Source organism: Streptomyces sp. HNM0575, assembly GCF_012726265.1.
Taxonomy (GTDB): Bacteria; Actinomycetota; Actinomycetes; order Streptomycetales; family Streptomycetaceae; genus Streptomyces.
Map to the genome: position 1 here is coordinate 428,482 of NZ_JAASAG010000002.1, position 12,075 is coordinate 440,556.

A 12,075-nucleotide genomic window follows, 5' to 3' on the forward strand; every position below is an offset into this window, starting at 1 on the left:
TGATTCCTGCCTCACTCGTCCCCGGTGAGCGTGTACGTACGGTCGCTCTGGGGGATGTCGTTGCCGTCGCCGGGCGCCACGAGGGCGAGCCGCACGTGCTCCGCGAAGGACTCCGCGTACGCGACGCGCTGCGCGTCCGCGGTGGAGAGGGCGAAGGTGATGGGGACGCCGTCGCGCTCCAGCTGGCGGGTGCGCTGGTCCTCGTCGGCGCTGTCCTTGAACGGGGTGAGCTTCCCGACGTCGATGACCTCCGCGTCGCTGACGATGACCTTCGACTGGTTGGGGGCCTTGCCCTTGCCGGCCGACTGCTGCTCGCCCTCGAAGGTGGCGTAGATGTTGACCTTGCTGCCCGGGTCGATCTTCCCGGCGACACCCGTCTCGGCGTCGATCATGATGGCGATCTCCTGCTGTCCCGCCTTGAGTTCGGGCCGGTCGGAGACCATGTCGCTCTGGAGGAGCGATCCTTTGCGGAGCTTGCTGGCGGCGACCTTGTCGCGCAGCTCGCCGAGATCGGTGACGGCGGTGTCCGGCAGCCAGCGCTTCGGCACCGACACCTTCTCGAACTGCCCCTCGTCCAGGGACTTGTAGGCCGGGACGTCCGCCTTGAGCTTGTACGCCGTCTTCTCGGGGCCGACCTTCGACTCCACGTCACGTATGAGCGCCAGCACGCCCCCGAACGCCGCCAGGGCGCACAGGACGGAGACGACCAGCAGGATGACGCCACGGCGCTGGCGTGAATTCATGGACTACAGACCTCGGGGATCGGCGACGACGGCGTGACGGGATTGCGAATCGGAGCGTTCGGCGGCTGCGGTGTGCTTCTGCTTGAGGAACGCGGCGAGTCCGGCCCCTCCCCTGCCGGGGATGCCGCCACGGCGACCGCCGCCCTCGCGGGCGGCACCCGGACCGGAGCCCGGACCCGAGCCGCCGCCGGATCCGGTGCGGGAAGCCGGACGGGCCGGGGCCGGGCGGGCCGCGGCCGTACCGCGCCCTCCGTGCCCGTGTGGGGCGGGCGCGGCGCAGAACGCGCAGCGGTCCCCGATGAGTTCGAGCCCGCACCAGTGGCACTCGTCCCGCCGCACGGACGACACCAGCCGGTAGAGCACCGAGACGTCGGGGATCGCGGCGGCGAACTCGATGAGCCTGCCCGTCCCCCACCAGCGGGCCGACTCGTCGGGCAGATATGTCTCGTGGACCCCGCCGACCTGCCACTGCGGGGCCAGCGACGAGGACACCCAGTCGGAGTTCAACTGACCGTGCGCGACGGTGAGATGCGTGGGGAACTGCGGACCGGTGAGGGTCGCCCGGATCGCGGCGCCCGCTCCCGGAGCGCCGTGCGCGCCTCCGCCGCCTCCTCCGCTCCCACCACTCCCGCCGCCGTTCCCGCTGCTGCCGCCGCCGTCCGTACGCACCAGTTGCGGCGTCGGCGCGGCCAGCACGGCGAACTGTGCCCTGGGATTCCAGGACTTGGCGTTCGCGGTGAGGGAGACCGGCACGTGGTCGAGCTTCGCCACCGAATTCAGCTGCGCACCCGCGTAGATGTAGTGCGCCAGCAGCCGTACGGACGCGCCGAGCACTCCCGGGCTGAACTCGCACCGCGAGAGCTGCCTCAACTGCCGTACCAGCACGGCCGTTCCGAGCGGCGGCAGCGACGTCGGCATCAGCGCGATCCGGTCGGTCTCCAGTACGGAGCGGATCGCGTGCAGCCTGTGCAGAAAGGTCTTGCCCAGCGTCGTGGGATGGACGACGACGAGATGTCCGTGCTGCTCGATCAGCCGCTGCGTCTGTGCGAGCGCCACGTCGAAGGGCTGCTCGTCCGGCGGCTGGAAGACGTGCGCACGCGGGGTGTTCCGGTCGGGCGGCGGCAGCATGTGACCGTGGCTGGTGACTGCTATCGCAGTGGTCATCCCGCCCCCGAGCTCCCGGTCGGGCCCAAGGCCCGAGAACTAGCGCCAAGTTGATCTGACGACATCACACCTTACGGGCGGAGACCCTGCCTCGGAACAGCTCGGCCCCGGCCGCTGTCCCTGCCATACCCCGCCCCGTCCGCGGGTCAATCCGCTCAGGCGAGCGGTACTCACATCGCTACAAGGAGCGGGCCGGGGCGGTCCGCCGCCCCGGCCCCGCGAACCCGCCGCGGCGCGGGCGCTCCTACCAGGGAATCTCCCTCACCTGCTGCACGCACAGCACGACGAAGAGCATCCCGGAGACGAAGAGCATCACGTTGCTCACGATTCCGTTGCGCCATTCCCTGGGCGTACGGCCGGAGTTGAGCAGCCACAGCAGGGTGAGCGCGAGGAACGGCATGAAGAACGCGCCGAGCACGCCGTAGGCGACGACGAGCGCGAAGGGCTGGTCCAGCCACAGCAGCGTCATCGGCGGGAAGGTCAGCCACAGCAGGTACGCGCGGAACGGCAGCGAGCGCTCGCGCTGTCCGCCGGCCACGGCCTGCACGGCGTCCTGGTCGCCGCCGGCGCCTTCGCCTTCTCCGGCACCGGCACCTTCCGCGGCACCGGGTGCACCGCCCGCACCGACCGCTCCCTGCGCCCCGCGTGCGGCGCGCAGCCGCTCGACGAAGTCGGCGAACATCAGGCTGACGCCCTGCCACACGCCGATCAGCGAGGTGAAGGACGTCGCGAAGAAGCCCACGAGGAAGAGCGTGGAGGTGAAGGCGCCGAAGCGTGCCTCCAGCACCTTGTCGAGGTCGGAGAGTCCCGAGTCGCCCTCGGCGATCGCGATGTTCGTGGAGTGCAGCAGCTCCGCGCCGACGATCAGCATCGCCACGACGAAGATGCCCGTGGTGACGTAGGCGACGCGGTTGTCGAGCCGCATCATCTTCATCCAGCTGCTGTCGGTCCAGCCCTTGGCGTTCACCCAGTACCCGTACGCGGCCATCGTGATGGTGCCGCCGACGCCGCCGATGAGGCCGAGCGTGTAGATGACCGATCCGTCCGGCAGGACCGGCACCAGTCCCGCGAAGCTCGCCCCGATGTCCGGCGAGACGAGGACCGCGACGTACACCACGACGACGAACATGATGCCGACCATCACCGTCATGACCTTCTCGAAGACGGCGTAGCGGTTGAACCAGACGAAGACGAGACCCACCAGGCCGGTGATGATCGCCCAGCCCTTGAGGTCGAGGACGCCGGGGAAGAGGGCTTCGAGGGGCAGCCCCGAGGAGGACATCGCGGTGCCCCCGTAGACGAAGCCCCAGACGACGACGTAGACGGCGAAGTAGACGGTGGTCCAGGGGCCGAGGGAACGCCAGCCGTCGAAGATCGTGCGGCCGGTGGCCAGATGCCAGCGCCCGGTCGCCTCGGCGAGCGCGATCTTGACGATGCAGCCGATGACGGCGGCCCACATCAGGGTGTATCCGTACTTGCTGCCCGCGATCAGCGTGGCCACCAGGTCGCCGGCGCCGACGCCGGTCGCGGCCACGACGATGCCCGGGCCGATGAGTTTCCAGCTGGCCTTGCGTACGGGCGGAGCCGCCGGCGCCTGCGAACTCCCCGTGTCCGACGGGCCGTTCGCACCGTCCGGTCCGGCCGGCCCGGACGGGGTGCCCGGACCGCCCGGAGTGGCGGCGGAATCCCCGCTCTGCCTGCTGTCCTCGGTTGCCATCTCTGACCGCCTTTGCGCTCGTCCCCTCGGAAAGAGGTCCTGCTCCGGCGCATCCAATCCCCGACAGACGATCAATACAAGGCCCCGTACGACCGCCGAAGGCCTTGACAACTCAATTGGTCTGGACCATCTTGTCAGCGAAGCGCAGGGCCCCGCGCACCACACCGAGCACCGTTCCTCCCCCCATCTCCCCCCACCCCGGAGGCAGTTGTGGCACGCGCAAGTTTCCTGTCCCACTCGCTGACGCGGCCGCGCGTACTCGCCGCGTTCACAGCGGCGGCACTGGCGGTCGGCGGCATCGTCACGGTCGGCACCGCCAACGCCGGTCCCGCGGACGGCGCCAAGCCGGCCACCGCGAAGAAGGCGAGCAGCCCCGTGGTGGGCGCCTCCGAGGTCCCCGCGCACGCCGTGACCGGCTACTGGCAGAACTTCGACAACGGCGCGAAGACCCAGAAGCTCTCCGACGTCCCGAAGGACTACGACATCGTCGCGGTCGCCTTCGCCGACGCCACCGGCACCGCCGGCGCGGTCGACTTCAAGTTGGACCCGGCCACGGGCTACAGCTCCGCGGACGACTTCAAGGCCGACGTCAAGGCCCTGCACGACGCGGGCAGGTCGGTCGTCGTGTCGGTGGGCGGCGAGAAGGGCTCGGTCAGCGTCGCCGACGACGCCTCCGCCGACGCCTTCTCCAAGAGCATCGTCAAGCTCATGGACGAGTACGGCTTCGACGGGGTCGACATCGACCTGGAGAACGGCGTCAACTCGACGTACATGACGAAGGCGCTCGACGCGATCCACAGTGAGAAGAAGGACGTCGTGGTGACGATGGCCCCGCAGACCATCGACATGCAGTCCAAGTCGACCGAGTACTTCAAGACCGCGCTGGCGATCAAGGACTATCTGACGGTCGTCAACATGCAGTACTACAACAGCGGTTCGATGAACGGCTGCGACGGCAAGACCTACGCCCAGGGCAGCGTCGACTTCCTGACGGGCCTCGCCTGCGTGCAGCTCGAAGGCGGGCTCGACCCGTCGCAGGTCGGCATCGGCACCCCCGCGTCCTCGAAGGCCGCCGGATCCGGCTACGTCGAGCCCAAGGTGGTGACGGACGCCCTGGACTGCCTGTCCAAGGGCGAGAACTGCGGAAGCTACAAGCCGGAGAAGAAGTACGCCGGGATCCGCGGCGCCATGACCTGGTCGACCAACTGGGACGCGTCCAACGGCAACGGCTGGTCCGGCACGGTCGGCCCGCACGTGCACAAGCTGCCGTAACCGCGCGGCGCGCGGCGCGCGGCCCCTGTCGCCGCGCCCGCCGGCTGCCCGCCGGAGCCGCCACGGCTCCTCCCCGACTGCTGCGGGGTGTCCCCCACCTCCCCGTACGCACGCGACGCCCCCCGGACTCACCGTCCGGGGGGCGTCGCCCGTTCTGGGCCGGGTGCCGGATTCACCGCCGTCCGGCGCCGTGGTGCCGCCGCACCACGCCGCCGGACGGCAGCTGCCGGGCTCCGTACTGCGGCCCGACGCCTGGGCCGGTGCCCCGGGGCATCCCTTCGCCACGGCGGCGGCCGGCCACGACTGCGAGGGTCCGGCCGCCGGGCGCGGCCTACGGCTTCGGCAGCTTGCAGTCCGCCAGGCTCAGGTCGACCTTGTTGCCCGCGGCGATGCAGCTGGTGAGGGTGTGGGTCTGCTGCCCGTACGCGATCCCCTCGTGGACGGTGACCTTGCCGTCCTTGTCCACCTCACACGGGTTGTTGAGGGTGCACTTCTCGCCGTCCTCGTTACGGGTGTTGTTGATCCCGAGGATCTTGCCGGAGGAGTCGTCGATTATCGGGGAGCCCGAAGTGCCGCCCTTGGTCTCGCACTCCTTCGTGTAACGGATGGAGTCCTTCATCTTCCAGCCGTCCTCGCGCAGTTCGGGCACGAAGCCGTCGACCGAGCAGCTGTAGGTCTCCTTCCAGTAGCCGGAGACGACGGTCATGGCGGTGCCCTCCTTGGGGTGCGCCGCCTGGACCTCGAGCGGGTCGATCTTCGTCTTCGACTTGATCTCCTCGTATGTGGAGTCGAGTTCGTAGAGCGTGACGTCGGTGTCCGTCATCGTCCCGTAGGCGATCTTCTTGGACGTGAGCTTGCCCGCGTCGTCGCCCTTGGCGTCGAGCAGGGTCATGTCGCGCTTCACGTTCTCGTCGACGATGACCTGGCCGGGCTCGGGCATGCCCGCCTCGCGGCAGTGGCCGTTGGTGAGCACCAGGGCCGGGTCGGACGCCTTGGAGTCGGGCATCTTCACAAGTGAGCCCGAACAGTTGCTGAGCGCGACCGTGCCCGCGAAGTCGGGTGCGGCCTTCTTGGCATGGGCCTTGGCCTCCGCCTTCGCGTCTGCCTTCGCTTCCGCCTTGGCCTTGGCGTCGGGGGCCTGGGCGGTGGCGGGGGACACGACGACCCCGGCGGCTGCGGCGGCTCCGAAGAAGCCGGCGGCCAGGGTGATCACGAGAGGTCGTTTCATGGTGGGGGGTTTCCTCTCCTTCACCGAATCCTGTTGCGGTGATTCATTGGGGGTGACGCCGTGCATTCTTGGTGCAGATGCGGCACCCCCACAAGACCCCAACGGCGCCCCCAGAAACGGAAGATGGCCTTCCGAGCGGGCACGGCGGAACGCACCCCCACACGGGCCCGTACGCGGAACGCTCCCGGCGCGGGCCGATACGACGACGGCGCCTCCCCGGCGGCGAACCGCCGGAGAGGCGCCGGAGAGGCGCCGGAGAGGCGCCGGGCCCCGCCTTCCTAGACGAACGCGCTCACCACCGCCGCCACCGCGAAGCCCGCCACCGACAGCACGGACTCCAGGACCGTCCAGGACTTCAGGGTGTCCCGCTCGGAGATGCCGAAGTACTTGGAGACGATCCAGAAGCCGCCGTCGTTGACGTGCGAGGCGAAGATGGAGCCCGCGGAGATCGCCATGATGACGAGGGCGACGTGCGGCTGCGAGTAGTCGCCGGAGGACAGCAGCGGAGCGACGATTCCGGCCGTGGTGACGATCGCCACGGTGGCCGAGCCCTGTGCGACGCGCAGCACCAGCGAGAGCAGGTACGACAGCACGATGACGGGCAGCCCCGCGTCGCCGAAGGTGTCCGCGAGCGCCTGCGCGACGCCGCTGCCGTCCAGCACCGCGCCGAAGACGCCGCCGGCGCCGACGACCAGCAGGATGTTGCCGATGGGCTTCAGCGAGGACGTGGAGACGGTCTCCAGCGACTTGCGCGACCAGCCGCGCTTCAGGCCGAGTTGCCAGTACGCCAGCAGCAGCGCGATTGTCAGCGCCACGAAGGGGTGCCCGAAGAACTCGATGACGGAGCGCGGAGTCGAGGGGTCCAGCGCGATCGACGAGAACGTCGCCAGCAGGATCAGCAGCAGCGGGGTGCCGATGATGCCGAGCACCACGGCGAGCGAGACGGGCCGCTCGGTGGCGACCCCCGCCGCCTTCTGCTCGGCGGCGACGGCCGCCTTGGCCTCGTCCGCCGCCTCGACCATGTCGTGCGGCACCTCGACGAAGAGGCGGTTGCCGATCCACGCCGCGTACGCCCATGCCGCCAGCACCGCCGGGATGCCCGTGACGACGCCCATCAGGATGATCCAGCCGAGGTCGACCTTCAGCAGTCCCGCGGCGGCCACCGGCCCCGGGTGGGGCGGCAGGAACGCGTGCGTCATGGACAGGCCGGCGAGCAGCGGCATGGAGTAGAGGATGATCGACTTTCCGGAGCGCTTGGCCGCCGCGTAGACGATCGGCGCCAGCACGAAGATGCCCACGTCGAAGAAGACGGGGATGCCGAAGATCAGGCCGGTCAGGCCCATGGCCAGCGGTGCGCGCTTCTCCCCGAAGAGGGCCAGCAGCCTGCTGGAGAGCGCCTCGGCGCCACCGCTGACCTCGAGTATCGCCCCGAGCATGGTGCCGAGCCCGATGATGATGGCGACGTGCCCCAGGATGCCGCCCATGCCGTCCTCGATGAGGGAGACGGCGTCCGACTTCTGCACTGTGCCGAAGAGTTCGGTGACCGAGAGCCCTGCGGCCAGGCCGACGGCTATGGAGACGCCCAGCAGCGCCACGAAGGGCTGCAACCGGACCTTGATGATCAGGAAGAGCAGCAGCAGGATGCCCAGGGCGGCGACGGTCAGCAGCCCCGGGGTGCCGCCTATCAGGGCGAGCAGACCGCCGGTGTGCGGTGGCGCCTTCTCGGGCGCGGATGCGAGCAGAAGCATGGTGGACCTCGGGGTTTCTGTGTCAACAGCTCGGATTCGGAAGGGGATCGGGACATACGGGGGGCGTGGGGGGTGCGTACTGAGGTGGGCGCCGCGGGCGCGGGGTGCGTACCGAGGCGGGTGCCGGGTGCGTACGGAGGCGGGCGGGGTGCGTACGGGGATGTGCCGGGGTCCGGAGCGGCCCCGGTGCCTCAGCCGAGCACGGCGAGCGCGTCGATCTCGACGAGCAGCCCCGCGGGCAGCCCCACGTAGACCGTCGTACGGGCGGCGGGCGCCTCGGTGAGGTCCGCGAAGAACTCGTTGTAGATCTCGTTGAACTCGGCGAAGTGCGCGGTGTCCGTGAGATAGACGCGGATCATCACCACGTCCTCCCAACTCGCCCCGCCCTCCTGGAGGATGGCCTCCACGTTGGCGAAGGTGCGCAGCGTCTGCTCGCGCAGACCGGGGCCGACCGGTGTGGGCGGCTGTCCGGGGACGGCCGGCGCGAACCCGACCTGCCCGGCGACCTGGAGGATGTTGCCCTTGCGCACGCCGTGCGAGAACTTCGCGGGCGGCGTGGTGTGCGTGGACGGTGTGAGTGCGGTCTTGGCCGCACCGGACGTCTGCTCGCTCATGGCTGCCGTTCCTTCTCTGGGGTCTTTCCGGAGTACTCGTCGCTGATGGCCTCGGCCGTGCGCCGCACCAGCGGGAGGAGTTCGAGGAGTTCGCCGGCGCTGACGACGACGTTCGGCGCCGATACGGACATGGCGGCCACCGCCCGCCCGTCCGGCCCGCGCACCGGGGCGCCGACGCAGTTGATGGACTCCTCGTGGCCGCCGAGGTCGGTGGCCCAGCCCTGCTCGCGTACCTTCGCCAGCTCCGCGAGGAAGGCCGTGGCGTCGGTGATCGAACGGGCCGTATAGCGGGGGTAGTCGAGGCGCTGGGCGATGGCCCGCCGCTCCTGCTCGGGCAGATCGGCCAGCAGCAGCTTGGCGACGGCGGCGTTCGTGATCGCGACGGGCTTGCCGATGCGGGAGTACATCCGCACCGGGTAGCGGCTCTCGACCTTGTCGATGTAGAGGACCTCGTCCTCCTCGTGCACGGCGAGGTGGACGGTGTGCCCGGTCGCCGCGTTCAGCTCGACGAGGTGGGGGTGTGCGATCTCGCGCACGTCCAGGTTCTCCACGGCCTGCTGCGCGAGCGCGAACAGCCGGGTGCCGAGCCGGTACCGCTGGTCGGGCTGGCGGTGGACGATGCCGTGCTCGTGGAGCGTGCGCAGCAGGCGCAGCGCGGTGGACTTGTGCACGCCGAGCCGGTTCGCGACCTGCTCCAGGTTCGCCGGTCCCTCGGCGAGCAGGGGCAGGATGCTCAGTGCGCGGTCGACGGTCTGGCTCATGATGCGTTCGCCTTCCGGGTGTTCCAGCCGGGGCCGAGGCGCAGCCTTCCCCACGCCTCGTCGTCCAGCGCCGCCAGCCGGTCCGCGAGTTCGCGCGACGGCGGCTCCGCGAGATCTCCGGGCACGGTGAGGGCCGCCGCGGCGGTGAGATGGCCGTGGCGCAGGCGCTCCCGTACGGGCAGTCCGCGCAGCGTCGCCGAGATGAACCCGGCGGCGAAGCCGTCGCCGGCGCCCACGGAACCGGCGACGTCGATGCGCAGCGCGGGGACGGTGTGCACCTCGTCACGGAGCCGGTCGTGCGCGTCGCCGCGGCCGGTTTCGGGGTCGGGGCCGGTGTCGGTGCCGGTGTCGGTGCCGGTGTCGGTGCCGGTTTCGGGGTCACCGCCGGAACCGGTGCCGGAACCCGTGCCGCGTACGAAGGCGGTCGCCCCCGTCGCCCCCTGCTTCACGACGAGCACCCCCGGCTCGGGCAGCCGCTCCCTCAGCGCGTAAGGGCCGCCCGTGACGCCCCAGGCCGCCTCCGCCTCGTCCTCGCCCACGAAGACGAGGTCGCAGCCGCGGGCGAGTTCGAGGAGTATGCCCGGGCCGTGACCGGCGTCGACGGCCCGGTCCCACAGCCCCACGCGGTAGTTGACGTCGAAGGAGACCAGCGGACGGTCCGCACGCGGCCCCGTCAGCACGCGCATCAGCTCCAGGCACTCCGGGGAGAGCGCCGCGGTGATGCCCGTGATGTGCAGCACGCTCGCGTCGTCCACGGCCGCGAGGTCCACGGTCCGCGGCGACATGGCCGAAGCGGCGGACCCCGCGCGGTAGTAGACGACCTCGGCGGTACGGGCGCCCGCGCCCCCGGCACTGCCGCCGGCGGCATCAACGGCAGCGTCGTCGTCGGCAGCCGCAGCGGCACCGTCGCCGTCGCCGTCGCCGTGGCCGTCGCCGGCATCAGCACCGGCACCGGTTTCACCCCGGGCGCCGGTGCCGAGCGGATCGCGCGGGCCGAGGCCCGTGGGCCGCTCCCCGTCCGTGCGGAAGTAGATGCCGGTCGGGCGCCGCGGATCGCGCCCGGCGAAGCCGACGTCCACGCCGCGCGCCGCGATCGCCTCCAGCAGGTGGTCGCCGAATCCGTCCGCGCCCACCCGGCTGATCCAGCGCACGGAGTGCCCCGAACCGGCAAGCGCACAGGCCACGTTGGACTCGGCGCCGCCGATGGCCCGCTCGAAGGACGGTACGTCCGCGAGCCGTCCGGCCTGCGAAGGCAGGAACGTGACCATGGATTCGCCGAGGCAGACGACGTCGGTGCTCACCACTGTCCGCATCCGCTCCTCATCGATTGACGGGTGTTCGGCGGGATGCTAAACAGCTCTGAGCGAAATACGCAATGGCGATTGCATTTACTGCAACGCAGCAGGGGGCCCGGCACCTTCCCCCGCCGCCGGGCACACCACACCCGAAACCCTCGACGCAACGCAGCAGGAGCCCCTATGGCCGCCGCGGACCCTCTCGCCCCACTCGCCGCTGAGCCCGTCGACCACCGCTTCAAGGGCCTGCCGCCGGACGCGGCGGGTTCCACCGTGGCCGACCTCACCGCCGAGCACCGCGACCTGTTCACCGGCGGCTTCACCACCCCGGTGCTCGCCCTCTCCGCGGAGCGCCTGGAGCACAACCTCGCGCTGATGGAGACGTACACGCAGCGGCACGGCCTGGCCTTCGCCCCGCACGGCAAGACCTCGATGGCCCCGCAGCTCTTCCACCGCCAACTCGCCCACGGCGCCTGGGGGATCACCCTGGCGGTGCCCCATCAGGTGCGCGTGGCACGGGCGTTCGGGATTCCGCGGATCTTCCTCGCCAACGAGCTGGTCGACCCCGCCGCGCTGCGCTGGATCGCCCGCGAGCTGGACGGCGACCCGGACTTCCGCTTCCTCTGCTATGCCGACTCACCCGAGGGCGTAGCGCAGATGGACGCCGCGCTGGCCGAGGCGGGCGCGGCGCGGCCCGTGGACGTCGTGGTCGAGCTCGCCGCCGGTGAGGGCGCCCGTACCGGAGCGCGCACGGAGTCCGACTGCGAGGCGGTCGCCGACGCCGTCGCCGCCGCGCCCACCCTGCGGCTCACCGGCGTCGCGGGCTACGAGGGCGAAGTCCCGGACGCCGCCACCGAGTCGGTCACGGCGTGGCTGCACCGGCTGACCTCCCTCGCCGCCTCGTTCGACGCCGCGGGCCGCTTCGAGGGGCTCTCCGAGATCGTGGTCAGCGCCGGCGGGAGCGCCTGGTTCGACGCCGTATCGGACGTCTTCGCCCAACTCCCCCCGCTGTCAAGGCCGGTGCTCAAGCTGCTGCGCTCGGGCGCGTACGTGTCGCACGACGACGGTGCCTACCGGGAGAAGACGCCCTTCAACCGCGTCCCCGAAGAGGGCGCCCTCCAGGCGGCGTTCACGCTGTGGACGCAGGTCGTCTCCCGCCCCTCCCCCGGCCAGGCGTTCCTCAACGCGGGCAAGCGGGACGCGGCCTTCGACCTCCACCTGCCCCAGCCGCACACGATCCGCTCCGCCGACGGCACGACGCGCCCCGCGGACGGAGTCACGGTCACCGCCCTCTCCGACCAGCACGCCTGGGTGCGTACGGAAGCGGACGCGCCGCTCGAGGTCGGCGAGTGGGTCGGCCTCGGCCTCTCCCACCCCTGCACGATCTTCGACAAGTGGCAGCTCATCCCCGAGACGACGGCGGACGGCACGGTCACCGGCTACATCCGCACCTTCTTCTGATGCTTGTTCCTCTGACGCCTGTTCCTCCGACGCCTCCGCTTCCGAAGTCCCGGCTTCCCAAGCCTCTTGCTC

The 12,075-nt window shown here is 70.8% G+C and carries 10 protein-coding genes; 2 read left to right on the forward strand and 8 right to left on the reverse strand.

Features of this window, described 5'->3' with window-relative positions:
* Positions 1 to 11 precede the first annotated feature (11 nt).
* From cpaB to HCC61_RS05755, 3 genes are all read right to left on the reverse strand, one after another.
* Complete coding sequence (gene cpaB / locus HCC61_RS05745) at positions 12 to 743, reverse strand: Flp pilus assembly protein CpaB (RefSeq protein ID WP_169134160.1); 732 nt, start codon at positions 741 to 743, stop codon at positions 12 to 14.
* Between the two features lie 3 nt (positions 744 to 746).
* Positions 747 to 1,907: a hypothetical protein gene (locus HCC61_RS05750; protein WP_206322132.1), complete on the reverse strand. Its 1,161-nt coding sequence runs from the start codon at positions 1,905 to 1,907 to the stop codon at positions 747 to 749.
* Between the two features lie 244 nt (positions 1,908 to 2,151).
* On the reverse strand, positions 2,152 to 3,624 hold the full coding sequence (locus tag HCC61_RS05755; RefSeq protein WP_169134161.1) for an Nramp family divalent metal transporter: 1,473 nt from the start codon (positions 3,622 to 3,624) through the stop codon (positions 2,152 to 2,154).
* A 228-nt stretch (positions 3,625 to 3,852) separates the two neighbouring features.
* Here HCC61_RS05755 and HCC61_RS05760 point away from each other — a divergent pair, with 228 nt between their 5' ends.
* Positions 3,853 to 4,896 carry a chitinase gene (locus HCC61_RS05760; protein ID WP_169134539.1) on the forward strand — a complete coding sequence of 348 codons (1,044 nt, stop codon included), beginning with the start codon at positions 3,853 to 3,855 and terminating at the stop codon, positions 4,894 to 4,896.
* Positions 4,897 to 5,227: 331 nt separating this feature from the next.
* On the opposite strand, the gene HCC61_RS05765 is transcribed toward HCC61_RS05760, so the two are convergent.
* From HCC61_RS05765 to HCC61_RS05785, 5 genes are all read right to left on the reverse strand, one after another.
* Positions 5,228 to 6,124, reverse strand: coding sequence for a serine protease (locus HCC61_RS05765; RefSeq protein WP_169134162.1), 897 nt, complete (start codon positions 6,122 to 6,124; stop codon positions 5,228 to 5,230).
* 278 nt (positions 6,125 to 6,402) lie between these two features.
* The gene (locus HCC61_RS05770; RefSeq protein WP_169134163.1) at positions 6,403 to 7,872 is read right to left on the reverse strand and encodes a gluconate:H+ symporter; all 1,470 of its coding nucleotides are present in this window, start codon (positions 7,870 to 7,872) and stop codon (positions 6,403 to 6,405) included.
* Between the two features lie 191 nt (positions 7,873 to 8,063).
* A complete protein-coding gene (locus HCC61_RS05775) occupies positions 8,064 to 8,486 on the reverse strand; it encodes a RidA family protein (RefSeq protein ID WP_169134164.1) in 423 nt (140 codons plus the stop codon).
* Positions 8,483 to 9,247, reverse strand: coding sequence for an IclR family transcriptional regulator (locus HCC61_RS05780; protein ID WP_169134165.1), 765 nt, complete (start codon positions 9,245 to 9,247; stop codon positions 8,483 to 8,485). Before HCC61_RS05780 ends, HCC61_RS05775 begins: the two co-directional genes overlap by 4 nt.
* Positions 9,244 to 10,560 carry a sugar kinase gene (locus HCC61_RS05785; protein ID WP_169134166.1) on the reverse strand — a complete coding sequence of 439 codons (1,317 nt, stop codon included), beginning with the start codon at positions 10,558 to 10,560 and terminating at the stop codon, positions 9,244 to 9,246. Before HCC61_RS05785 ends, HCC61_RS05780 begins: the two co-directional genes overlap by 4 nt.
* Before the next feature lie 165 nt (positions 10,561 to 10,725).
* Between HCC61_RS05785 and HCC61_RS05790 the strand changes: the two genes are divergently transcribed.
* Positions 10,726 to 12,003, forward strand: a complete 1,278-nt coding sequence (locus tag HCC61_RS05790; RefSeq protein WP_169134167.1) for an alanine racemase — start codon at positions 10,726 to 10,728, stop codon at positions 12,001 to 12,003.
* Positions 12,004 to 12,075: the final 72 nt, after the last annotated feature.